The sequence below is a fragment of the Halomonas sp. PGE1 genome, assembly GCF_013000985.1.
Lineage (GTDB): Bacteria > Pseudomonadota > Gammaproteobacteria > Pseudomonadales > Halomonadaceae > Halomonas > Halomonas alkalicola.
Genome location: NZ_CP053032.1, coordinates 1,323,111 through 1,347,362 on the forward strand (window position 1 = coordinate 1,323,111; position 24,252 = coordinate 1,347,362).

A 24,252-nucleotide genomic window follows, 5' to 3' on the forward strand; every position below is an offset into this window, starting at 1 on the left:
CCTCATGCCTCTCGAGGCGTCTGGCGGCGAACGCTTCTGGTCGGAGGCCCAGGGCGAGCACGATATCTATTACCGTGGCGAGGTGATCGAGGAAGCCACGCTGGAGACGCTCCGGGGCGGCTTTCGCATCGGCGGCATGGAGCTGGCCTTCGGGGCGGAGCTGACGACCTTGATCGACAACCAAATCCAGTTGGTCTCGCTGGTCAATATCACGGCCAGGGGAGTGGACCTGGTATCTCGCACCCTGAGCGACCCGACGGGGCAGGCGACCCTGGTGGGGCCAGGAACCGGTGTCCGTATCACCGACCTGACCCCCAATGGCGTGGACCTGACGGGGCTGGCCGGCTTCTCCGGCGTGACCCTTGAGGACAGTCGGGGTTTCACGGCGGCGCTGCACCAGGTCACCAACCAGGCGATTCTCAGCGGGGTGGTGACCAATGCCTCCGGCGCCGCCATCGACCAGCGCGTCGAGATCCAGGTGCACGTCGGCAATATCGGCCGGCTGCAGATGGCACGTCAGCGCCAGGCGATCGTGGACACCTTCCCGGGCCTGCTGCGCTGACGGGGCGCTTGACGATTCAGAACAGGTCCATGCCGAAGGGCACGCGCAGGGTCAGGACCGTGTCCGGCGCGTCTTCGGTAATGCCGAACTCCAGGTTCAGGTTGATCGCCGTGTCCGGGTTGAGCTGGTAGGACCAGCCCAGCAGCATGGCACCCACGTTGAGAGTTCTTGAGCTCTGTGTAGTAGATCCGGTATCAGGTGTGAAGTATTCGGTACGGGTCTTGCCGATGAAGTCGTTCTTGTAGCCGAGGGTGAAGGAGGTCCGGGGGTTGATGGCGTAGGCCATGCCGAAGCTGATGCGGACCGCATCGCCCGGGTCGACCTTGCCCACGAAGATGTCGCCGCCGACATTGCGATTGACGGTGTCGCTCAGGTTGTAGGTATAGCCGAGGTTGGCGAAGTAGACGGCGGGCGCCGAGGGGAAGAGCACGGTGAGGCTGGGTTCGATGGCCTGGAAGCCGGTGCCGGTCGGCAGCTCTCGAGCTATGCCGGCGCTGTCGCGGGAGATATCGAAGGGGCCGTCGCCGGTGGTGGACTTGTAGCGCAGGTTGCCGATATAGATGGGGCGCCCCTCCCGGGCTCGATTGAGCTGGTAGTGGGCGGCCACTTCGATATCGCCCAGGCTTTGGTTCGAGAGTGTCCTATCTATAGTAAATTCTGGGTTAACTTCTGCCACCGTTATGTTTTGGGTCTCAGTTCGGTAAACATAAGGCACCTTCATCTCCAGCTCGAGCCGGTCGGTGACCCCGAGGCGTCCGGTCAGGGCGGCCATGTAGCTGTCTCTCTTAAGGTCCTGGGCGGTGAAGACTCCGATCAGCAGGGTGCTCAGGATCTTCACGCCCTCGAAGGTCATGCGGTTGATGCTCTCGTGGGTGTACTGGAACTCCGGCTCCAGCATCAGTCGCCCACGCGGCGTCAGCACCCCCCATACTCCGCCAGGGACTGGACATTGAACTGCACCTCTTCGGGAGGGGGTTCCTGGCCGACCGGCCGGATCTCCTGCTGGGCCAGCAGCGGTGCCGCGCCGGTCAACGACACGGCGCCCGTCACGGCGATGATGAAACGCTGGTAGGGAGTCATGGTGGCATTTCCTGTGTCGGGTTAGGCGCGCTCCTCGAGCGTGCGGTGAAGGTGGTGCTTCTCGATCAGGCGGTAGAGGGTCGCCCGGGACACCCCGAGCTCCCGTGCCGCATGCAGCACCTGCTGCTTGTTGCGAGCCAGTGCGGCGATCACGGCCTCGCGTTCCGCGCCGTCGCGGATCTGTTCCAGGGAAAGACCCTCTCGGGAGAGGCCGTTGCGCCGCTCCAGGCCCAGGGCGTCGGGGGTGATCAGGCGCTGTTCGCACATCACCATGGCGCGCCTGACCCGGTTGATCAGTTCCCGCACGTTGCCCGGCCAGGCGTGCTGGCGCATGGTGATCAGGCTGTCGTGGCTGAAGCCGCGTACGCGGCGGGAGGCTTCACGGCGGAACTGCTGGAAGAAGTGGTTGGCCAGCTGCTCGATGTCCTCTGGCCGCTCCCGCAGAGGCGGCGTCCTGGCTTGCAGGACGTTGAGCCGATGGTAGAGATCCTCTCGAAAGCGACCCTCCCTGACGGCGCCCTCCAGGTCGACATGCGTCGCGGCGAGTACCCTGACATCCACTTCGCTCTCGCGCTGGGCGCCAAGCCGAAGGAAGCGGTGATCCTCGAGGAAGCGCAGCAGGTTGACCTGGAGCTCCAGGGGCAGGTCGCCGATCTCGTCAAGAAAGAGGGTGCCGCCCGAGGTCGACTCGATGATGCCGACCTTGCGCCGGTCGGCGCCGGTGAAGGCCCCCCTCTCGTGACCGAAGAGCTCCGACTGGATCAGCCCGGCGGGCAGGGCGCCGCAGTTGACCGCATTGAAGGGGCCCGTGTGACGAGCAGAGCGCGTGTGAATGAGCCTCGCCGTCAACTCCTTGCCGGTGCCTGACTCCCCCGTGATAAGGACCGGGGCATCCACCGCGGCGATCTTGTCGATATCCCTCATCAGCGTCTGGATGGCGGGGGAGCTGCCGACCAGGGAGACGCCGGCACGAGATGGTGTCGCGTGGCCAGGGTGCGAGTCGGCACGGCCCAGCAGTGATGCCATGGCCAGCGTGCTCTCCAACACATGGTTGGCCTGGTCGGGGTGCAGGGGTAGCGGAAGGCAGGCATGGCAGTAGCGGGCGATGAACCTCACCGTCCGTTCGTCCTGGAGGCTGTGGGGGGGAAACAGGGCGACCCACAGCAGATCCGGAACCAGATTGAGGACTCTTTCCAGGTGCCGGGGGGGCGCTGGCCAGCAGGCCCTCCAGCAGGATGACCCCCAGTGGCGGTGGGCTGGAAGTCAGGAGCGCTTCGGCTTCGACCAGGCAGCTGGTGCGGCGAAATTGCCATGCATACTGCGGCATCGACAGTGCCGCAATTCCCTCCAGCGGCTGGCCACCCAGCAGCAGGGCCTGGCGTGATGTTTCCCTCATCATCCCTGTTTCCATCTAATCAGTGGCTGCGTCCGCCATGGCTTCAAGGGGGCGCAGGCAGTCGATCCGTTGGCCAGGTCGTTCCGTTATGCCGTTGGCCGAACTTCACCATTGGCAGAACATCGCGATGTGATGCCGTCATCGAATGCCGGGGACCTGGCGACTCAATGCAGGAAGCAGGGGAAGTGTTGTCGCTGGTATCGATACTGTAAAGAATGAGTTTTTTATGGTTATTTTCGGTAATCAAATCCGCGATGTACCGACGGTATCGGCATGGTCATGATGATCGAGTAGGGGAAGTATCATGCTGAGAACGAGTGAATAAAGGAGGATTTCCCCTATTCACTCGGGATGGGATCAATACTTTATTACTAGTCTTCCTGTCATGCCTCGACCCACACCTCCTCGCCCTTGAAGCTCACCTTCCAGGTGCGCAGCCGAACGCTGTCGTCTTCCAGGCAGCGGCCGTCGGCGAGGCGGAAGTGCTGCTTGTAGAGCGGCGAGGCGACCACCGGCTCGCCCTGTAGATCGCCGACGATGCCGCGGGCGATGACGTTGGCCCCGGAGAAGGGGTCACGGTGGTCGATGGCGTAGAGCTCCTGCGCATGGCTGGGGAGTTGCGACGTGTTCGGGTCGCTTGGCTGCGACGTGTTCGGGTCGCTTGGCTGAGACGTGTTCGGGTCGCTTGGAAGGTAGAAGATCGCCACCTGGGCGGGGCCTTCCGGGGTCTCCACCCAGGCGGCGACGCCGGAGTGGGGCACCAGGTCGGTGCGGGTGCAGAGGCGTTGCCAGGTCTGGGTCATGGTGTTGGCTGCTGCAGAGGCGATAGTCATGGGGAAAGACTCCTTCAGGCGGGACGTAACTGGCCGCGCTCGCTGGTATAGATGATGTCCGGGTCGGGGCGACTGTCGTTGACGAAGCTTCTGAAGCGCTTGAGCTTCTTCGGGTCGCTCAGGGCATTGGCCCATTCGCACTGGTAGGCGTCGATCACCGTCTGCATCTGTCGCTCCAGCTCCTCGCCGATGCCGAGGCGGTCCTCGAGGATCACCTCCTTGAGGTACTCCAGGCCACCCTCGAGGTTCTCGCGCCACACCGAGGTGCGCTGCAGGCGGTCGGCGGTGCGGATGTAGAACATCAGCACCCGGTCGATGGTGCGAATCAGCGCCTCGTCGCTGAGGTCGGTGGCAAACAGCTCGGCGTGGCGCGGACGCATGCCGCCGTTGCCGCAGACGTAGAGGTTCCAGCCGTTCTCGGTGGCGATCACGCCGATATCCTTGCTCTGCGCCTCGGCGCACTCCCGGGTGCAGCCCGAGACGCCGAACTTGATCTTGTGCGGGGCGCGCAGCCCCTTGTAGCGGTGCTCCAGGCGGATCGCCATGCCCACGCTGTCATCCACGCCGTAGCGGCACCAGGTGCTGCCGACGCAGGATTTCACGGTACGCAGCGACTTGCCGTAGGCGTGACCGGTCTCGAAGCCGGCTTCGATGAGCTCGCCCCAGATCGCCGGCAGGTCCTCGAGACGGGCGCCGAACAGGTCGATGCGCTGGCCGCCGGTGACCTTGGTGTAGAGGCCGTACTTCTGCGCCACCTGGCCCAGCACCACCAGCTTGTCCGGGGTGATCTCCCCGCCGGCGATGCGCGGCACCACCGAGTAGGTGCCGTTCTTCTGCATGTTGGCCATGAAGGTGTCGTTGGTATCCTGCAGCGGGATATGGGCCGCATCGGTGATCGGCTCGTTGAAGCAGGAGGCCAGTATCGAGGCCACCGCCGGCTTGCAGATATCGCAGCCGAGGCGATGGGTCTCCGGGTTGCCATGCTTCTCCATCAGCTCGCTGAAGGTCTTGATGCCCTCCACCCGGACGATGTCGTAGAGCTCCTGGCGGGTGTAGTGGAAGTGTTCGCAGATCGACTTGTCGACCTCCACGCCGCGGCTTTCGAGTTCGTGATCCACCAGGGTCTTGAGCAGGGCGGCACAGCCGCCGCAGCCGGTGCTGGCGCGGGTCTCGCCTTTCACCGCGCCCAGATCAACCGCGCCGCCGTCGATGGAGGCGCATACATCCGCCTTGGTGACGTTGTGACACGAACAGATCATGGCGGTGTCGGGCAGGGCGTCCGGCCCCAGCGCGGGGGCGGTGCTGCTGCCGGCCGGCAGAATCAGGGAGGCAGGGTCCTCGGGCAGTTCGAGGCGGTTGGCGTAGTACTGCAGCAGGGTGTCGTAGACGCTGTTGTCGCCCACCAGCATGGCGCCGACCAGGCGCTTGCCGTCGCTGGAGACCACCAGCTTGCGGTACTGCTGCTTGAGCGGGTCGAGAAAACGGAACTGGCGTGCTCCGGGTGTACGGTCGCCGTGGGCGTCGCCGATGGAGCCCACGTCGACGCCCATCAGCTTGAGCTTGGTGCTCATGTCGGCGCCCTTGAAGGGCTCATTGCCTTCGAGCAGCGTGACGGCGGCGGCCTTGGCCATCTGGTAGCCGGGGGCGACCAGGCCGAAGATGCTGTTGTTCCACAGCGCCACTTCGCCGACGGCGAGGATGGCCGGGTCGCTGGTCAGGCAGTTGTCGTCGATCACCACACCGCCGCGCTCGCCGAGCTCCAGGCCGCAGTCGCGGGCCAGCTCGTCGCGGGGACGAATGCCGGCGGAGAAGACGATCAGGTCGGTTTCCAGCACTTTTTCGTCCTGGAACACCATGCGGTGGCGGCTGCGCTCGCCGTCGACGATCTCCTGGGTCGCGCGGCCGGTGAGCACCTGCACGCCCAGCGATTCGATCTTCTCACGCAAGAGCTCGCCGCCTTCGGTGTCCACCTGCATCGGCATCAGCCGCGGGGCGAACTCCACCACGGCGGTGTCCAGATTCAGGCCGCGCAGGGCATTGGCCGCCTCCAGGCCGAGCAGCCCGCCGCCCACCACCACCCCGGTGGCGGCATTCTCGGCCGCGGCGCGGATGGCATCGAGATCGTCCAGGGTGCGGTAGACCAGGCAGCCCTCGCGGTCATTGCCGGGAATCGGCGGCACGAAGGGAAAGGAGCCGGTGGCCAGCACCACTCGGTCGTAGGGGGTGCGGCCCTCGGCGGTGACCACCTCGCTCGCATCGCGGTCGATGGCGGTGACCGCCTCATCGAGGCGCAGGGTGATGCCGTGCTCGGCGTAGTAGTCGGCGGTGGAGAGGGCCAGCGACTCGGCGTCCTGGCCGTTGAAGACCTCGGAGAGGTGGACCCGGTCGTAGGCCAGGTGGCGTTCCTCGCCGAACACCGTGATGGCATAGCGCTCGGTGGCGCCGCGTTCTACCAGCTGTTCGACCAGGTGGTGGCCGACCATGCCGTTGCCGATGATGATCAGGTGCGGTTGGGTAGACATGTCAGGCGGCCTCCTTCTCGGGGCGGGTCTGAGTGGGGGAATCCTCGGGCTTGGGTGAGGCGTCGAGTGAGGCGTCGAGCAGGGCGTCGGCGTCGGCCGCGCCCAGCAGCAGGGCGGGTCGGCAGGGGGTGAGATCGCGTCCGGCCAGGGCCTGGGCGAAGTACCAGGGACCCGGGGCGGTATCGCCATAGAGCACCGCTCCCTCCAGGCGGCCCTCGCGCAGCAGGAGCCGGCGGTAGTCGCCCTGATCGGGGTCGTGGTAGGCGAGCACCTCGTGCTCCTCGCTCGGCTCGGTGGGGCCGAAGGCATAGAGGGAAACGCCGCTGACCTTGAGCCGGGTGGCGCTGGGGCGCTCCGCGTAGCCGCCGACCGCTTCACCGGCGAGATGGGCGGCGAGCACCTCGGCCTGGCGCCAGATCGGCTCCACCAGGCCATAGGTGTGCTGTTCGAACTGGCAGCATTCGCCGAGGGCGAAGATCGCCGGGTCGGAGGTGGTCAGGTACCCATCCACCCGGATGGCGCGGTCCACCGCCAGGCCGGCGGCTCGCCCCGGCTCGACGTTGGGCGCGATGCCGATGGCCACCACCACGCAGTCGGTGGGCAGGCGGCGCCCCCCCTCGAGGCAGACGGCGGCGACACGGCCCTGGCCATCGTCCTCGAGGGCGGCCAGCCGGGCGCCGGTGATGACCTCGAGCCCGCGGCCGACGAGCTCCTGCTCGAGCAGGCCCGCAGCGGTGGCATCGAGCTGGCGGTTCATCAGGTGCTCCGCCCGCTGCAGCAGGGTGACCGCCATGCCGCGCTTGCGCAGCCCCTCGGCGGCCTCCAGGCCCAGCAGGCCGCCACCGATCACCACGGCGCTGCCGCCGCGGCTGGCGCAGTCGGAAAGGGTGGCGGCATCGTTCAGGTCGCGGAAGGCATGGACGCCCGCGAGCCGGATGCCGGGCAGCGGCGGCAGCGCCGGGCGCGAGCCGGTGGCCAGCACCAGGCGGCCATAGGCCAGGTGGCGTCCGGCATCGGTGGTCAGGCGTTGCGCCTGACGATCGATCTCGGTGACGCGCTCGCCGAGGATCAGCTCGATGCCCTGCTCGGCATACCACTCGGCCGAGCGCAGGGTCAGGGTGTCGCGCTCCAGTTCGCCGGCCAGCAGCGGTGAGAGCAGGATGCGGTTGTAGGCGGGAGTGGGCTCCTCGCCGATCACCGTGATGCGGGCAGGCCTGGCCGGCTGCCTGAGTAACGCTTCCAGCAGCCGGTGGCTGGCCATGCCGTTGCCGACGATGACCAGCGGGTCCTGGGGTGCCTGGGTGCTGTGCGGAGGCATGGAGCTCCTCCTCTGCCTGTGGGTGAACGCAAAAGGGCGCCTCGACCCCGTCTCGTGGAGAGACGGGTGCGAGGCGCCCTTGCCTGATGTTCGTTGACGGGCGATCGCCGTTGATCGCCGTCTGAGCAGACCCATCAAGAATCTCGCCAGCAGGCGGTTGTCGCGCCATACATTTCGTTTAATCAATGGGTTGCCGAGGCCTGGCGGCGGCGTGGCGGGAGAGGGCGGGTGCCGGGGGAGCGCCTCGCTGGTGCAGCAAAAGGGGGGTGTGCACCGCGATGAGGCAGGTTTCGGCGGCGTCGACCCGGCGCGAGGTGGCACCCCGTGGCGGGCACGGCGCGAAAAGCCAGGCGTCAGGCACGGGGTAGGGCGGGTTGGCACCCCGCTTGCATCGCCCTGGGTATCCATAAGGCGCCATGTCGGCGCCTCTCGGGGCAACGACGCCCGCCGCTTCCTGGCCAGACCGGGACGCGGCGGGCGTCTGCGTTCATAGGCCCTGGAAACGACAACAGCAGGAGACTGCCATGCGGCACATCAGCACCACCTGTCCCTACTGCGGCGTCGGCTGTGGGGTCCGGGCGACCCTGGCGGACGGGCAGCTGACCGCGGTGGCCGGCGATGCCGACCATCCGGCCAACTACGGACGCCTCTGCGTCAAGGGCTCGGCGCTGCACGAGACCCTGGGCGAGCAGGGCCGGCTGATGCGGCCGCGGGTGGACGGCCGCGAGGTGGCGTGGGCCACGGCCCTGGATGCCGTGGCCGAGCGGCTGGCGGCCACCCGACGCGAGCATGGCAAGGAGGCGGTGGCCGCCTATCTCTCGGGCCAGCTGCTCACCGAGGATTACTATGTCGCCAACAAGCTCTTCAAGGGCTTCATTGGCACCCCGCACCTGGATACCAACTCGCGGCTCTGCATGGCCTCGGCGGTGGCCGCCCACCGGCGCGCCTTCGGCGCCGATGCGGTGCCCTGCAGCTACGAGGACCTGGAGGAGGCCGAGCTGGTGGTGCTGGTGGGGTCCAACCTGGCCTGGAACCACCCGGTGCTCTACCAGCGCCTCAAGGTGGCCAAGACCCGCAACCCGCTGATGCGAGTGGTGGTGATCGACCCCCGGGTCACCGACAGCTGCGAGATCGCCGATCTCTACCTGGGTCTTCGCCCCGGCAGCGATGCCCGGCTGTTCAACGGCCTGCTGGCCTGGATGGCCGACCGGGGCAGGCTCGATGCCCTCTATCTGGCGCGCCATACCCGGGGGCTGGACGCGGCCCTGGCGGCGGCCCGGGAGGATGACGTTTCGCTGGCGGCCGTGGCCGCCGACTGCGACCTGGACCCGGAGCGCCTGGAGACCTTCTACTACTGGTTCGCCAGCCAGCTCCACGTGGTGACCCTCTTCTCCCAGGGGATCAACCAGTCCAGCAGCGGCACCGACAAGGGCAATGCGATCATCAACTGCCACATGGCCGGCGGCAAGCTGGGCCTGCCCGGGGCCGGCCCCTTCTCGATCACCGGCCAGCCCAACGCCATGGGCGGCCGCGAGGTGGGGGGCCTGGCCAACCAGCTGGCCGCCCATATGGACTACGACAGCCCCGGCGCCATCGATCGGGTCACCCGCTTCTGGTCGACGCCCTCGCTCACGCCGAGCCTCCCCGAGGCCCCCGGCCACAAGGCGGTAGACCTGTTCGAGGCGATCGAGCGCGGCGAGATTCACGCCCTGTGGATCATGGCCACTAACCCGGCGGTGAGCCTGCCCCGTGCCGACCGGGTACGGGCAGCGCTCGAGCAGTGCCCGCTGGTGATCGTCTCCGAGTGCGTCGCCGACACCGACCTGCTGGCGTACGCCGACATCGTGCTGCCGGCATCCTCCTGGTCGGAGAAGGACGGCACCGTGACCAACTCCGAGCGGCGCATCTCCCGCCAGCGCGGCCTGCTGCCGCCGCCGGGGGAGGCGCGCCACGACTGGTGGATCATCTGCGAGGTGGCCCGCCGGCTGGGCTACGGTGAGGCCTTCGCCTACGCGCACCCGGCGGAGATCTTCGACGAGCACGCCCGGCTCTCCGGCTTCGAGAACCTTCCCGGCACTCCGGGCGAGCGGCTGTTCGATATCTCCGGGCTGGCCGGGCTCGACCGCGCCGCCTACGACGCCCTCGCACCCATCCAGTGGCCGGTCACGGCCGCCGCGCCCCGCGGCACCGCGCGGCTGTTCGAGGAGGGCCGCTTCGCCACCCCCGACGGCCTGGCCCGCCTGGTGCCGGTGCGCCCCCGCGGGCCCGAGCAGGCGCTCTGCGCGGCGCGACCGCTGCGCCTCAACACCGGGCGCATCCGCGACCAGTGGCACACCATGACCCGCACCGCCCGCTCGCCGCGGCTGATGAACCACCGCCCCGAGCCCTTTATCGAGGTGGCCCCGGCCGATGCCGCAGCCTGGGGGGTGTCCGACCAGCAGCTGGCGCGACTGCGTGGCGCCGGCGGCGACTATGTCGGACGAGTGCGGCTCGCCAAGGGCCAGCGGCGCGGCGAGGTGTTCGTGCCGATGCACTGGAACGACCGCTTCAGCGGTGCGGCCCTGGCCGGCCGTCTGCTCGCCGCCCACCTCGATCCGCTCTCCGGCCAGCCCGAGGCCAAGCAGGGCGCCGTGGCGCTGGCCCCGCTGGCGATCGCCTGGGAGGCCACCCTGCTGGTGGCGCCGGATCTGGCCGGTGAGGCCGACTGGCGCGAAGAGGCCGCCTACTGGGCCCGCATTCCCCTGGCCCACTGCCAGCGCTGGCAGCTGGCCGGCGCCCCCGAGAGCGCCGACCGCGACTGGCTTGCCTGGGTAACGCGCCATTTGCCGGCGGCGACCCTGTGGCTCGAGGACCCATCCGGTGGGCGCCTGCGTGCCGCCGGCATCGAAGCGGGGCGCCTGCGCTGGTGGCTGATGGTGGGGCCGCCCGGCGAACTGCCGGGCCTGGCCTGGCTCGATGAGCGCTTCGCCGAGGCCGCCCGGGGCGAGGCCCTGGACGGCGCGCGTCGTCGTCGGCTGCTGGCCGGCGGTGACGCCGGTGCCGCCGACAGCGGCCCGGTGGTCTGCAGCTGCCACCAGGTGGGAAGGAGCACCATCGTGACCGCCATCCGCGACGGGGATGCCAGCATCGAGGCGCTGGGGGCGCGGCTGGCCTGCGGCACCCAGTGCGGCAGCTGCGTTCCCGAGCTCAAGGCCCTGATCGAGGAGAGCTCCGCCGCCTGAGAGGTCTGCCGCCCGGAAGCGGCGAGGGTCTGGTTAGTCGTCCGGCCCGTGCCGGGCCGGCTGTTGGCTCGGCAGCAGGTCGGCGAGGTCGAGGATGGCGCGGGAGAGGTCGGCCATGCTGCGGCTCTGGTCCATGGCCGTCTTGCGCATGTAGCGGTAGGCCTGTTCCTCACTCATGGCCTGGTTGGCCATGATGACCCCCTTGGCGCGTTCGACCAGCTTGCGCTCGCGCAGCGCCTTGCGGGTGTTCGCCAGTTCGTTGCCGAGCCCCTGCAGCCGGTCGGTCTGGCTGCGCACGAGCTCGAGCAGCGAGCGATTGAGGGGCGAGGCGAGGGCCTCGGCCGTCGCCTGCCCGTCGATGCCGCCGGGCGTGGCCGCGACGGTATCGCCCAGCAGCGGGTCGAGCGCCGAGGGGCCGGTGTCACACGGCGGCGCGGCCAGCGCCTGGCGCGCGGCGGCCAGGCGCTCGGCACATAGTGAAGCCAGCTCCTCGCCCAGGAAGGCCTCGACCCGGTGCATGGCATCGATGCGTCGGGTGGTCAGGGCGAACCAGAGCTCCCCCAGCTGCGCGGGGTCGCTCACGCCGGCCGCGGCGGCATCCACCGGCGCTGCCCCGGCGATCTCGCGCAGGCGCTGGATCGGTGCCAGGTCGCTCTCCGGCAGGGCGGCCTCCCAGCAGGTTCGGGCCTCGGGGCTGGCGAACTCCAGGAAGGTCGCGAAGCAGCGCGTCTGGGCCTCGAGCAGCCGCCCCAGCAGCCGGCGATGGGCGGCGTCGAAGCCGCCGGCGGTGAAGCCGTGGGCGCCGCAGGCGCGCTCCTGTCCGGCCAGCTCCTTGCCCTTCAGCAGGTGAAAGAGGGCCACCAGGGCCAGGGTGATGCGGGTGTCACCGCCGCCATCGGCGGCCTCGAACACCAGGCCCAGCAGGCCGCCGATCAGGCCGTTGTAGTCGCGCGTGGCGTCGTCCGGTGTCATCCGGCGGGTGGCCACGGCGCCACGCACCGTCTCCAGGGCGTCCAGGGTCTGCCACACCTCCGCGCCGCGGCGCAGCAGCCGGGCCCCCTGGGCCGTCTGCTCCGGGAGCTCGGCAAGCTCCGTGAGACGCCGCCGGACGGCCAGCTCGGCCGACTGGCTGTCGGCGATCCGCTCGCTGCGGTCGGCAGCGAAGCGCCGCCCCTCCGAGGCCAGGTAGATGGCGCTGCAGCCGCGCTCCTTCTGCAGCGCGTGGATCAAGCGACCGGTGTCGATGACGATGCCGCAGGCCGCGGAGAGCTGCTCGAGGGCGCCGAGCTCGCAGCGCCTGGCGGCCTGTCGCAGGCGTGATGCCGATGTCATGGGATAACCTCCCTTGCCAGGACGACCGCCGCCCCGGGCGGGCGGCGGTCGGTGATGGGGGCGAGGCGGCCACGTCGGCCGCCAGGCTCAGCGCAGCGAGAGGGCGCCGGCACCGGCGTCCTCGCCCAGCGCATCCCGGTACGCCTTGGCCTCCTCGTCCTCGGTCTCGTCCGAGAAGCGTACCAGCAGCGCGCAGGAGGCCAACACCAGTACGGTCAGGCCCAGGTAGAAGAGCCCCTGCTGGTAGGTGATCGCCTCGGAGCGGAACAGGAAGGCGGCGGCCACCGCCCCCACGTTGCCGCCGGCGCCGACGATGCCGGCCACCGCGCCCAGCGCCTTCTTGTTGATGAAGGGCACCACGCCATAGGTGGCCCCTTCCGCCATCTGCACGAACAGGCTGAACACCAGCATGATACCGATGGCGTAGGAGAGCACGTGCATCTGGGAGAAGGCGACCAGGGCGATGCCCTCGCAGATCAGGGCGATGAACAGCCAGCGCACGCGGCCCTTGAGGCCACCATTCCTGGCGAACAGGTCGGAGAAGATACCGCCCAGGGTGCGGGCGAAGACGTTCATCAGCCCGAACAGGCCGGCGAGCATCCCGGCCATGGCCAGGGTCAGGTCGAAGTGGTCGAAGAAGTAGATGGCGGCGATGTTGTTGATGGTCAGCTCGACGCCGAAGCAGATCGCATAGACCACGAACAGCGCCCAGACGCGGATGTCCTTGGCGGCGGCCATGAAGCTGCTGCCGGCACCGTGTTCGCCCGTGGCCTCGGGCAGCTCGCCGCGTGCGCGCAGCTCGGCGAAGTTGCCGTTGGGGGCGTCCTGGGTGAACAGCCAGTAGCCGATGCCGGTGGCGAACATCACCACGCCCGGCACCACCATGGCCAGGCGCCAGCCCAGGGTCTCGCTGACGCCGAGCATCAGCAGCCCGGAGAAGATCAGCGGCATCAGGATCTGGGTGGTGCCGCCGCCCAGGTTGCCCCAGCCGGCGCTGGTGGCGTTGGCGGTGCCCACCACGTTGGGGGCGAACATCATGGTGGTGTGGTACTGGGTGATCACGAAGGCCGCGCCGATGGCACCGATGGCCAGGCGCGCCAGCAGGAAGGTCTCGAAGCTGTTGGCGAAGCCGATGCCCATCACCGGGATCGAGCCCAGCAGCAGCAGGCCCGAGTAGGTCTTGCGCGGCCCGATACGGTCGCAGAGCACGCCGATCGCGAGGCGCACGATCACGGTGATCAGCACCGAGGCGATGATGGTGTTGCCAATCTGGGTCTGGGTCAGGCTGAGGTCCTCGCGGACCACCGCCATCAGCGGGGCGATGCCGAACCAGCCGAAGAAGCAGATATGGAAGGCGAACCAGGAGAAATGGAAGGCCCGCATCTGGGGAGTGGTGAAGTCCAGCAGGCGAATCCTGTTGGCCTTGTTGAGAATGTTCATGGCGTTACCTCGCGGATCAGTCAGTCGCGTTAGCAAACGAGCCCTTCGACGTTGAAGGTCAGGTTCGACGCACTCGTGCTCCACGGAGCCTGGTCCACGCCCAACAGGTCTTGATCCGTATTAAGCAAGTGATCTGCCACTTCTGGATTTTTTATCTGGATTTCATTGGCTTGATAGAAAAGCCGAGGGCCGCCCTCGTCGGGCGGCCCTCGGTTCTGCGGGGCTGGGGCTTTCTGATGGTGCAGTGCGGCACGGACGTGCCCGATCCTGGTGCCTGCGGCGGCACGCCGGAGTCAGCGCATGGCCAGCTGGCGGTCGTCACGGTCGCAGGCCAGGAAGGCGGAGCCCTCGAGCCACTCCGGGTCCGGGTAGTAGACGAACAGGTACTGCTCCTCCTTGATGCTGTCGATCAGCGGGTAGGTGACCTCCTGGCGCACCGCCGGACAGCCGTGGCTGCGGCCCAGGCGGCCGGTCTGCTCGATGAAGGACTCGCTGACGTAGTCGGCGCCATGGATGACGATGGCGCGCTGGTAGGCCAGGTCGTTGACGCCGGCCTCCAGCCCCTCCAGGCGCAGCGAATAGCCGTTGCGCCCGTAGTAGGTGTTCATGGTGCGAAAGAGCCCCAGGCTCGACTGGTAGCTCTCGGGCACGTTGGAGAAGGTGGTGGCCATGGCGTCACCGGAGCCGCGGCCGTGGGAGACCAGCTCCTCGAACATCAGCTCGTTACGGGGCAGGTCGAAGACCCACAGGCGCGGCTCGGTGGAGGGCAGCGAGTAGTCGATCACCGCTAGGCGTTCGGCGTCAGGGTCGGCGCAGGAGAGGGCATTGGCGGCCAGCGACAGCACCTTGGGGTCGGCGCCGGGGGCCAGGCGGGTTAGGCGTTGCTCCAGGCTCTGCCCCTGGAGGACCTCGGGGTGCAGTGCCTGGGCCAGGAAGGTATCGGCCTGGGCTTGGGTGCCGGCCAGCAGGGCGGCGCCGGCGAGCAGGGAGAGTGTAAATCGTGGCATGGGAAACATGACCCTCATCAACTTGGAGATGGCCGGGCCGGTACGATGACCGACTCGATCGCAGCTGTTCGAGGGACCAGCTTCCCTGTGGCCCCGCCTGGGCGGCTATTATGAAGAGTGAAGCAGGGAAAGCCAATTCAGAATTAAACGATAAAAGGAGTCGAACATGCGGCGATTTGTCACCATCCTCGCGGTAGTGGCGGTGATGCTCCTCCCGCCGGCCTTTGCCGAGGAGCCCGAGGCGGTCCGGCAGGACCCCCTGGAGGCCGAGATCGCCCGGCAGGTGGTCGACGCCCCGGAGGGGCTGCGTCGTTTCTATGCGGCTCGGGAGTCTCGCCCCGCCTGGGGGGAGCGCCAGCAGGTGGCCGCTTTTGCCGAGGCCCTGGAGACCCTGGAGAGCGACGGGCTGGACCCGCGGGACTACCGGGCCGACCGCCTGGTGGCCGAGCATCGCCGCCTCCAGGAGGCCAATGCCGGCCCGGCCGAGCAGGCGCGCTTCGAGCTGGCGACCTCGACGCTGCTGCTGACCGCCCTGCGCCACCTTCAGCGCGGCCGCCTGGATCCGCGCACGGTGGACCCCCAGTGGGAGATCCCCGTGGAGCCGGCGCGACTCGACTTCGAGGCGATCTCCCGCGCCGTGGACGGCCAGCGCTTCGAACAGGCCTTCGGCGAGGCGCGCCCCGCCTATGCCCCCTACGAGCGCCTGCGCAGCGGCCTGGCCCGCTATCGCAACATCGAACGGGTCGGGGGGTGGGCGCCGCTTCCCGGAGAGCCGCGGGTGCTGCGGCGGGGCGATGTGGATGACGTCGTGGCGCTGCTGCGCAGCCGCCTGGCCATGGAGGGGGAGCTCGAGGTGATGGCCGCCGACCCGGGCGCCTTCCCGGGGGCCGAGCTCGACACCTCCGACCCGCGGCGCTTCGATGCCGCCCTGGAGGCGGCGGTCAGGCGCTTCCAGCGGCGCCACCTGCTGGAGGCGGATGGCATCGTCGGCCCCCAGACCCGGGCGGCGCTGAACGTGCCGGTGGCGGTGCGCATCGACCAGATCCGCCTCAACCTGGAGCGCGCCCGCTGGCTGCTGCACGGGCTGCCCGAGGCCTTCGTGCTGGTGGACATCGCCGGCTACCAGCTCAGCTATTTCCGGCCCAACGGGGAGCTCTGGCGCACCCGCATCGTGGTGGGGCGCCCCTACCGGCGCACGCCGTCGCTGCGCTCCGAGATCACCCACATGACGGTCAATCCCACCTGGACGATCCCGCCCACCATCCTGCGCGAGGACGTGCTGCCCCAGGTGCGCCGCGACCTCGGCTACCTCTGGCGCGAGCGGCTGCAGGTGCTGAGCCCCTCAGGTGCGCCGCTGGACCCCTGGCAGGTGGACTGGAACAACCCCGGCAATATCATGCTGCGCCAGGCGCCGGGGCCCCAGAACGCCCTGGGCCAGGTGGCGATCCGCTTCCCCAATGACCACCTGGTCTACCTCCACGACACCCCGGCCCAGGGGCTCTTCGCCCGCGAGCAGCGCGCCTTCAGCTCCGGCTGCATCCGCGTGCAGGGGGTGCTGGAGTTCGCCCAGCTGCTGTTCGACGACACCGGCTCGGGCCAGGACATTGGCGCCCTGATCGAGGCGGGCCAGACCCGCAACGTCTCGCTGGCCCGGCGCATGCCGGTGATCCTGCACTACTGGACGGTGCACCCGGGCGAGGAGGGCCAGCTGGTGTTCCGCCCGGACATCTACGAGCGCGATGACGCCCTGCTGCGGGCCCTCAACCGCCCGCTGGCGATCTAGCGGGCGGCGACGCGAGTCACTCGTAGCCCTTGGCCTGCAGCCGGAACAGCCTGGCGTAGCGGCCGTTGGCGGCCATCAGGCTCGCGTGGTCGCCCTGCTCGAGGATCTCGCCGCCGTCGATGACGAGGATCCGGTCGGCGGCGCGCACCGTGGAGAAGCGGTGGGAGATCAGGATGGTCATCTTGTCGTGGCTGTGCTCGCGGAAGTCGGCGAACACCGCCGCCTCGGCGGCGGCGTCCATGGCCGCGGTGGGTTCGTCGAGCACCAGGATATCGGCGCTCTCGCGCATGTAGGCTCGGGAGAGGGCGATCTTCTGCCACTGGCCGCCGGAGAGCTCCTGGCCCCCCTTGAACCAGCGCCCCAGCTGGGTGTGGTAGCCACCCGGCATGCCGGCGATGAAGTCGTCGGCCAGGCCGCGCCGCGCCGCTTCCTGCCAGCGCGCCTCGTCCTCGAAGGCTGCCACGTCGCCGGCGCCGAGGTTCTCGCCCACCTTGAGCTGGTAGCGCACGAAGTCCTGGAAGATCACCCCGATGCGCCGCCGCAGGGCCTGGATGTCCCACTCGGCAAGGTCGCTGCCGTCGAGCAGGATGCGTCCCTCGCCGGGCTCGTAGAGGCGGGTGAGCAGCTTGATCAGGGTGGTCTTGCCGGAACCGTTGGCCGCCACCAGGGCCAGGCTCGCGCCGGGGGGCAGGTGCAGCGAGATCCCCGAGAGGGCGGGCCTGTCGGCGCCGGGGTAGGTGAAGCCGACGTTCTCGAAGCGGATGCCGTCGCCGGGGTGGGCGCCTTCGGTGAGGGTGCCGGCCTGGGGCGCCACCGGCTGCTCCAGGTACTCGTAGAGGTTGGAGAGGTAGAGGTTGTCCTCGTACATGCCGCTCACCGAGGTAAGGCTCGCCGAGAGCGCCGCCTGGCCCTGCTTGAAGACCATCAGGTACATGGTCATCTCGCCCAGGGTCAGCTGCCCGCTCACCGTCTCCACCACCACCCAGGCGTAGGCGCCGTAGAAGGCCAGGGTGCCCAGCAGCCCGAGGGCGAAGCCCCAGCTCTCGCGGCGAATCGTCAGCCGACGATCCTCGCCGTAGAGGGTGTCGAAGATCCTGCGGTAGCGGTCGAGCAGCAGTGGCTCCAGGCCGAACAGCTTGACCTCCTTGATGCTGTCCTCCCGGGCCAGCACCGTCTCCAGGTACATCTGCATGCGGGTCTGGGGCGAGCGCCAGCGGAACAGCCGGAAGGCGTCACCTGAGAACTTGGCCTCGGAGAGAAACACCGGAAGCGCCCCTACGGCCAGGATCAGCAGCGCCCAGGGCGAGAACTGCACCAGCAGCACCCCGAAGCTGATCAGCGAGATGCCGTTCTGGGCGAGGCCGAAGGTCTTGTTGACCAGCCCCAGCGGGCGGATCGAGGCCTCGCGGCGGGCCCGGGTCAGCTTGTCGTAGAACTCCGAGTCCTCGAACTGGGCGAGCGACAGGGTGCCGGCCTTCTCGAGGATCATCACGTTGACCTTCTGGCCGAGCAGGGCGCGCAGCAGCGACTGCTGGGCCGAGAGGCCGCGCTGGGCCATGGCGATGGCGGCGATCACCCCGGCCTCGGCCAGCACGTAGCGCAGCACCGGCCAGGCGCTCTCGAGGGTGAGGGGCGCGCCGGACTCGCGATGGTAGGCCATGGCCTCCACCACCGAGTCGACGATCAGCTGGCCGATCCAGGCCGCCACCGCGGGCAGCACGCCGGCCACCAGGGTGCACAGCGCCAGGCCCACGGTGAGTGGCCGCGAGGTCTGCCAGACCAGCACCAGCGCACGGCGGCTGTAGCGGAAGACCCCGAAGAAGGCCGCCAGGCGGTTCGCGGGGGGAGGGGCGGGTTGGGTGCGGCGCATATGGGGCGAGGACAAGCGGTGTCTCCGTACCTGGAGAGGGCGGCAGGGGCGGTTCAGCCGGCGCGTGCCGCGGCCCCGGGGTCAGGCACTAACCACAGCGCCCCGCTGGGGAGCGGGGCGCTGTGGCATATCAGGCGAGGGGTCAGCCCTCGTCGTCGCCGCTGTCGCGACGGCTGGCCACCACCGCGCCGGTCTCGCCGCTCTGCAGGGCGGCCAGCAGGGGTTCGGCCTGGCGCTTGAAGGCCACCAGCTGCTCCCCGGAGAGGCTCTTGTTCTCCGGCAGCTCCACGGTCATCGCATTGACCTGGGTGTTGTTCACCAGCACCTCGTAGTGCAGGTGCGGGCCGGTGCTGCGGCCGGTGTTGCCGGAGAGCGCGATGCGCTCGCCCATGGTCACGCGGTCGCCGCGGCTGACCAGCGGGCGGGAGAGGTGCAGGTAGCGGGTCTGGTAGCCGTTGTCGTGGCGGATGACGACATAGCGCCCCGCCACCGGGTGGTTGGCGACCTTCTCCACGCGGCCGTCCGCGGGTGCGATGATCGGCGTGCCGATGGGCATGGCGAAGTCGGTGCCGCGGTGGGGGCTCACGCGGCCGGTGACCGGGTGGCGGCGATTCGGGTTGAAGCCGGAGCTGAGGCGGTAGCTGCCCTCGAAGGGATAGCGATTGAAGGCGGGGTCGAGGCTCTCGCCGTCCGGGGTGTAGAACTTGCTGTCGGCGCCGTTGCGCACCAGGGTCATGTCGAAGCGCTCGCCCTCGTACTGCACCGCCAGTACCCGCGGGTCGAAGCTCGAGCCGTCGATGACGTCAGACTCCACCAGCACCTGGAAACGATCGCCGCGACGGGTGTCGCGGCGGAAGTCGAGGCGCTGGCCCAGCACGCGGGTCAGCTCGCTGATCTCTGCGCTGGAGAGGCCGGTGGCCTGGGCCGAGCGGGCAAAGCTGCCGCTGACGGTGCCGGCGAACAGGCGCTGGGAGGCCTCGCCGGTGCGCTCGATGGTGGCGACCTCGAAGCCGGCATCATCGCGCTCCACCATGAAGCCGGTGCGGGCGTTGCGCATCATGCGCAGGGCGAGCAGCTTGCCCTCTTCGTCGAGCTGGTACTCGAAGGAGTTGCCGGCGCGCCAGCGGGTGAGGGCGTTCTTGTCGGGCAGCTCGTCGAGCAGGCGCAGCACCTTGCTGTAGCCGAGCCCCAACTGGTTCTGGGCCATCACCGCGAAGGTATCGCCCTGCTTGACGGTATAGGTCTGCCACTCCGGCACGAAGGGTTCGGTGGCGGCGATCTCCTTCTCGAGGATCACGGGGCCATCGTCGAACAGCCCGAGCTCCTCGTCCGACACCGGCTCATAGGAGGTGGCGTCGGCCATCAGGGCGCCATCGTGGTCGAGCATGCCGCTGCCGATGGTGCCCACTACCACTGCCATGTGCACCGCGCCCTGATCGAGCTTGGACTGTGCCTGGGAGGCGTCGGAAGCGCCGCTTTGGGCCGGGCGAGTGAGGGCCAGCGGCAGGCCGCCATCGGCGGAGGCGCTGGCGGTGTTGATCAGGTCGAGGTCGAGCGCCTCACCGTCGACGAGCTTGGCCAGGGGCAGTTGATGCCGGGTGGCGTCCAGCGCCTGGCTCGCCATCTCGATGGCGTCGCCGACGGGGCTGCGTTCGAAGCTGAGGGTGGGAAGGCCGGGTCTGGCGTCGACCTCGAGGGGAACGATCACGGTGTCGAGCGTACGGTGCTCGCGCTGGACATCCTGGTAGGTGGTGACAATCTTCTGTGCGCCCAGCACGGTGACCATGGTGGCGACCGGCAACAATAACAGCTTGTGCGTGCGGGGCAGCGAATGGAGGATTCGCAGCATGGGTAAAGGCCAGTGAATAATGAAAAAGAGAAAAAAGGCCTGAGAACCATAACCCATGACGTATGGTGTGCCTAGGCTGTACGTATGCACAGTGGGATAGACCGCGCTGCATTGCAGCGCGGCCAGCCGGTTCAGAAACGGCGTTTACTAACTATCCATTGGGCCCGGGGGAGAGTGAAAAATCAACCCCTGCGCCTCCGGAGCCATGCCAATCAGCCGGTGAGGGTGCCGTCGCGATAGTCGCGCAGCGCCTGCTGGAGCTCGGCCTGGCTGTTCATCACGAAGGGGCCGTAGTGGGCGACAGGCTCCCGGTGGGGGGTGCCCGCCAGCAGCAGGGCCTGGCCGCCCGTGGCGCTGGCCACTGCCAGGCGGTCGCCCTTGGAGAGCCGCGCCAGTTGGCCAGCCGGTACCCGGGTATCGCCCACCTGAAGCTCGCCCTCGAACACGTAGGCCAGCAGGGTAGGGGCGTCGGCCTGCAGGGTCAGCTCACCCCCCGCCGCCAGGCGCAGGTGGGCCACGCCGCCGTTACCGGCCAGGGCATTCAGGGGGCCCGTCACCGCCTCACCGTCATCTCTGGCCCAGCGGCCGCCCAGGGCGATCAGCTCGGCCTCGGTGCCGGCCAGTCGCGGCATCTCTTCACCGCGCACGTCGCGGTACTCCGCCGGGCTCATCTTCTCGCTGGCGGCCAGGTTCAACCACAGCTGGAAGGCGTGCAGGCCATGGTGGTCGGTGAGCGGCATCTCGGAGTGGACGATGCCGCGCCCGGTGTGCATCCACTGGGCGTCGCCGGCGCGAATGGTGCTGGAGTGACCCATGTGGTCCTCGTGGGTCAGGCCGCCGTGGATCACGTAGGTGAGGGTCTGGATGCCGCGGTGGGGGTGGGGCGGAAAGCCGCCGATATAGTCGTCGGGACGATCCGAGCCCAGTTCGTCGATCATCAGGAAGGGGTCCAGCCCGCCGCCGAAGTCGTGGATCCGCTTGATCTTGACGCCGTCACCGTCCTGGCTCGGCTGGCTCGGCTGGCTCGGCTGGCTGGGCTGGAGGCGATCGACCTGGCGAAGGAGGGGAGCTGTCATGATAGGGGGCCTCTGGCTGTCGTGAGGGCTTCTTTACGAAGCGATATCTGGCATTCTAGGCCGACTTTTTCGAAACTTAAGCGCATTGTTTCGCTTTGTTCATTCGAGGATATCGAAATGTCACGCGTCACCCTGGCCCAGTGGCAGATGCTGGCCGCGGTCGTCGACCACGGCGGCTTCGCCCGCGCCGCCGAGGCGATCCACAAGAGCCCCTCCACCCTCAACCACGCGGTGCACAAGCTCGAGGAACTGCTCGGCGTCCAGGTGCTGGAGCCGGTCGGCCGGCAGGTGCGCCTCACCGAGGCCGGCGAACTGCTGCTGCGCCGCGCCCGCCAGCTGATCGAGAGCGCCGCGGCCCTGGAGGACGTGGCCGGGCGCCTGGCGGAGGGGCTGGAGGCCGAGGTGGTGCTGGCCGTGGATCAGGTGTTCCCCTCTGATGCCCTGGCCCGCGCCCTGGATGACTTCTCCGAGGCCTACCCCTATGTGCGGGTCCAGCTGCACGAAACGGTGCTCAACGGCGGCATCGAGATGCTCTACGACGGCAGCGCGGATCTCGTGATCTCCGGCCTCTCGGCCCAGGGCTTCCTGGGCGAGCCGCTGGTCACCGTGCGCTTCCTGGCGGTGGCCCACCCCGACCACCCCCTGCACCATCTGGAGCGCTCGCTGGACCTGCGCGACCTGGTGCAGCACCGCCAGCTGGTGGTGCGCGACTCGGCGCAGCGCCAGTCCCTGGATTCGGGCTGGCTCAAGGCCGAGCAGCGCTGGACGGTGAGCCACCTGGAGACCTCTATCGACATGGTGCAGCGAGGCCTGGGCTTCGCCTGGCTGCCGGAGACGCGCATTCAGGGCGCCCTTGCGGCGGGGCGGCTGAAGCCGCTGCCGCTCTCCGTCGGCGGCGTGCGCGAGATCCCGGTGCAGCTGATTCACCGCGACCGCGACCGCGCCGGCCCCGCCACCCGGGCCCTGGCCGAGGCGCTGGCCCACGGGGCGAGCGGCTGCCTGGCCAAGAGTGGTTCAATTTTACCGAATGATTGAGCCCAGAATATGCGCTGAAGAGTCGATGAATTCGCAATAGGATGGTGGCATCACGATCCATCAGCGGCCAGGGGCCGCCCCCAGAGGAGACGCTTCATGGGCCTTCTGATCAACGGCAAGTGGCACGACCAGTGGTATGACACCGACAAGCACGGCGGCGAGTTCGTGCGCGAATCCGCCAAGCTGCGTGACTGGGTGACCCCCAGTGGCGAGAAGGGGCCTGACGGCCAGCCGGGCCTGCCCGCCGAGGCGGGGCGCTATCACCTCTATGTCTCGCTGGCCTGTCCCTGGGCGCACCGCGTCATGATCCTGCGCAAGCTCAAGGGCCTCGAGGAGCTGATCGGCCTCTCCCACGTCAGCCCGCTGATGCTCGACGAGGGGTGGACCTACAACGTGGCCGAAGGGGCCAGCGGCGATCCGGTCAACGGCGTCGACTTCCATCACCAGCTCTATACCCTGACCGATGCGGGCTATACCGGCCGCGTGACGGTGCCGGCGCTGTGGGACAAGCAGCAGCGGCGCATCGTCAACAACGAGTCCTCGGAGCTGCTGCGCATGTTCAACGGCGCCTTCGATGAGCTGACCGGCAACCGCCTCGACTTCTATCCCGAGGAGCTGCGCGCGACCATCGATGCGGTCAACGCCGACGTCTACGACCACATCAACAACGGCGTCTACAAGTCGGGCTTCGCCACCGAGCAGAAGGTCTACGAGAAGCACGTGGTGGCGTTATTCGGGGCGCTCGACCGCATGGAGGCGCGCCTGGCCGAGCACCGCTACCTGGCCGGCGAGTGGTTCACCGAGGCCGATGTCCGCCTCTTCACCACTCTGATCCGCTTCGATGCCGTCTACCACGGCCACTTCAAGTGCAACCTGCGCCGCATCGAGGATTACCCGAACCTCTCGAACTACGTGCGCGAGCTCTACCAGTGGCCGGGCATTCGGGAGACGGTCGACTTCGACCATATCAAGCGCCACTACTATTACAGCCACGACACCATCAACCCCACCCGTATCGTGCCCCACGGCCCGCTGCTGGAGCTCGACCGCCCCCACGACCGCGAGCGCCTGCCGGGCCAGGGCATCCGCGAGAAGGGTTAACGGTTCTTCGCCAGCCAGCGATGCCCCATCGCTTTGAAAGCAAGCGGAGGCCTCGGTCTCTGCTGGCATTGATCCTTGCTGGTGGGAGCTGGGCTTTGCCCGGCGAATGGCGCCGCAGGCGCCCAGCGGTGTTACCAGGCAATGCAGTGGCCTCGGCCTTTCGCCCCGCGGAGCGTGGCTCCCACCAGTAAAAACAGCGCCCAAGTAGGTATTGCGCGATGGTGATTCTTTACTGGTGAGAGCTGGGCCTTGGGTGGTAAATGATGGGTTTATCCGTTCTTCGCCAGCCATCGGTCCAGGGCATTGGCGAACTCGCGGCGATCCGCATCGCTGTAGCCCTTGGGGCCGCCGGTGTGCTCGCCGCTGGCTCTCATGGTTTCCATGAAGTCCCTCATCTGCACCCGAGCGCGGATATTGTTCTCGTTCAAGGCCTCGCCGCGAGTGGTCATCACCTTCGCGCCGCGCTCGATGGCCGCCAGGGCCAGCGGCAGGTCGGCGGTGATCAGCAGATCCCCCGCCTGAAGGCGCTCGACGATCTCGTCATCGGCGGCGTCGAAGCCCTGGCTCACCGCCAACGCCTTGACCCACTGCGAGCGCGGCAGCGGCACCGCGTGGTTGGCCACGAACCAGGCGGCGGTCGAGGTACGTTCGGCGGCGCGCACGATGATCTCGCGCGCCACCTTGGGGCAGGCGTCGGCGTCGACCCACAGCGTCGGCATGGCGTGTCTCCCGGAGCAGAAAGAGTGGCGTGCCCGGCGAAAAGGCTGGCCAGGTCAGAGTGGCGATGGTAGCATGCGGCCTTCCTCGCATGTGCTGACCCCACCATC

The 24,252-nt window shown here is 68.5% G+C and carries 18 protein-coding genes; 5 read left to right on the plus strand and 13 right to left on the minus strand.

Translation table 11 applies throughout. The annotated features are described in order from the left end of the window. Positions 1–4: 4 nt before the first annotated feature. Positions 5–562 (plus strand): hypothetical protein, encoded by a 558-nt coding sequence (locus tag HIR79_RS06275; protein WP_169957671.1) that lies wholly within the window; start codon positions 5–7, stop codon positions 560–562. Between the two features lie 16 nt (positions 563–578). On the opposite strand, the gene HIR79_RS06280 is transcribed toward HIR79_RS06275, so the two are convergent. From HIR79_RS06280 to HIR79_RS06305, 6 genes are all read right to left on the minus strand, one after another. Next, entirely contained in the window at positions 579–1,484 is a 906-nt protein-coding gene (locus tag HIR79_RS06280) for a transporter (protein ID WP_169957672.1), read from the minus strand. After that, entirely contained in the window at positions 1,478–1,642 is a 165-nt protein-coding gene (locus HIR79_RS06285; protein WP_169957673.1) for a hypothetical protein, read from the minus strand. The genes HIR79_RS06280 and HIR79_RS06285 overlap by 7 nt, the downstream gene beginning before the upstream one ends. 21 nt (positions 1,643–1,663) lie before the next feature. Next, complete coding sequence (locus HIR79_RS06290) at positions 1,664–2,668, minus strand: sigma-54 interaction domain-containing protein (RefSeq protein WP_169957674.1); 1,005 nt, start codon at positions 2,666–2,668, stop codon at positions 1,664–1,666. Between the two features lie 753 nt (positions 2,669–3,421). Then, on the minus strand, positions 3,422–3,871 hold the full coding sequence (gene nirD / locus HIR79_RS06295) for a nitrite reductase small subunit NirD (protein ID WP_169957675.1): 450 nt from the start codon (positions 3,869–3,871) through the stop codon (positions 3,422–3,424). A 14-nt stretch (positions 3,872–3,885) separates the two neighbouring features. Next, positions 3,886–6,393 carry a nitrite reductase large subunit NirB gene (gene nirB, locus HIR79_RS06300; protein ID WP_169957676.1) on the minus strand — a complete coding sequence of 836 codons (2,508 nt, stop codon included), beginning with the start codon at positions 6,391–6,393 and terminating at the stop codon, positions 3,886–3,888. 1 nt (position 6,394) lies between these two features. Then, on the minus strand, positions 6,395–7,711 hold the full coding sequence (locus HIR79_RS06305) for an NAD(P)/FAD-dependent oxidoreductase (RefSeq protein ID WP_169957677.1): 1,317 nt from the start codon (positions 7,709–7,711) through the stop codon (positions 6,395–6,397). A 524-nt stretch (positions 7,712–8,235) separates the two neighbouring features. On the opposite strand from HIR79_RS06305, the gene HIR79_RS06310 reads away from it, so the two are divergent. Beyond that, a complete protein-coding gene (locus HIR79_RS06310) occupies positions 8,236–10,932 on the plus strand; it encodes a nitrate reductase (RefSeq protein WP_169957678.1) in 2,697 nt (898 codons plus the stop codon). Between the two features lie 33 nt (positions 10,933–10,965). Here the strand turns inward: HIR79_RS06310 and HIR79_RS06315 are convergent, their stop codons facing one another. From HIR79_RS06315 to HIR79_RS06325, 3 genes are all read right to left on the minus strand, one after another. Further along, a complete protein-coding gene (locus HIR79_RS06315; RefSeq protein WP_169957679.1) occupies positions 10,966–12,264 on the minus strand; it encodes a nitrate regulatory protein in 1,299 nt (432 codons plus the stop codon). A gap of 87 nt (positions 12,265–12,351) precedes the next feature. Beyond that, positions 12,352–13,704, minus strand: coding sequence for an MFS transporter (locus HIR79_RS06320; protein WP_169957680.1), 1,353 nt, complete (start codon positions 13,702–13,704; stop codon positions 12,352–12,354). 293 nt (positions 13,705–13,997) lie between these two features. Next, positions 13,998–14,711 carry a murein L,D-transpeptidase catalytic domain family protein gene (locus HIR79_RS06325; RefSeq protein WP_249322270.1) on the minus strand — a complete coding sequence of 238 codons (714 nt, stop codon included), beginning with the start codon at positions 14,709–14,711 and terminating at the stop codon, positions 13,998–14,000. A gap of 166 nt (positions 14,712–14,877) precedes the next feature. Between HIR79_RS06325 and HIR79_RS06330 the strand changes: the two genes are divergently transcribed. After that, entirely contained in the window at positions 14,878–16,494 is a 1,617-nt protein-coding gene (locus HIR79_RS06330; RefSeq protein WP_249322271.1) for a L,D-transpeptidase family protein, read from the plus strand. A gap of 16 nt (positions 16,495–16,510) precedes the next feature. Here HIR79_RS06330 and HIR79_RS06335 read toward each other — a convergent pair whose 3' ends face one another. From HIR79_RS06335 to HIR79_RS06345, 3 genes are all read right to left on the minus strand, one after another. Further along, a complete protein-coding gene (locus tag HIR79_RS06335; protein ID WP_169959497.1) occupies positions 16,511–18,364 on the minus strand; it encodes an ABC transporter ATP-binding protein in 1,854 nt (617 codons plus the stop codon). A 142-nt stretch (positions 18,365–18,506) separates the two neighbouring features. Then, positions 18,507–20,213 (minus strand): peptidoglycan DD-metalloendopeptidase family protein, encoded by a 1,707-nt coding sequence (locus HIR79_RS06340; RefSeq protein WP_169957682.1) that lies wholly within the window; start codon positions 20,211–20,213, stop codon positions 18,507–18,509. 212 nt (positions 20,214–20,425) lie between these two features. Continuing rightward, a complete protein-coding gene (locus HIR79_RS06345; RefSeq protein ID WP_169957683.1) occupies positions 20,426–21,289 on the minus strand; it encodes a pirin family protein in 864 nt (287 codons plus the stop codon). Between the two features lie 117 nt (positions 21,290–21,406). Here HIR79_RS06345 and HIR79_RS06350 point away from each other — a divergent pair, with 117 nt between their 5' ends. Further along, complete coding sequence (locus HIR79_RS06350; protein WP_169957684.1) at positions 21,407–22,324, plus strand: LysR family transcriptional regulator; 918 nt, start codon at positions 21,407–21,409, stop codon at positions 22,322–22,324. 96 nt (positions 22,325–22,420) lie between these two features. Beyond that, on the plus strand, positions 22,421–23,425 hold the full coding sequence (locus tag HIR79_RS06355) for a glutathione S-transferase family protein (RefSeq protein WP_169957685.1): 1,005 nt from the start codon (positions 22,421–22,423) through the stop codon (positions 23,423–23,425). A 269-nt stretch (positions 23,426–23,694) separates the two neighbouring features. On the opposite strand, the gene HIR79_RS06360 is transcribed toward HIR79_RS06355, so the two are convergent. After that, positions 23,695–24,144 carry a YaiI/YqxD family protein gene (locus HIR79_RS06360; protein ID WP_169957686.1) on the minus strand — a complete coding sequence of 150 codons (450 nt, stop codon included), beginning with the start codon at positions 24,142–24,144 and terminating at the stop codon, positions 23,695–23,697. Between the last annotated feature and the right edge of the window lie 108 nt (positions 24,145–24,252).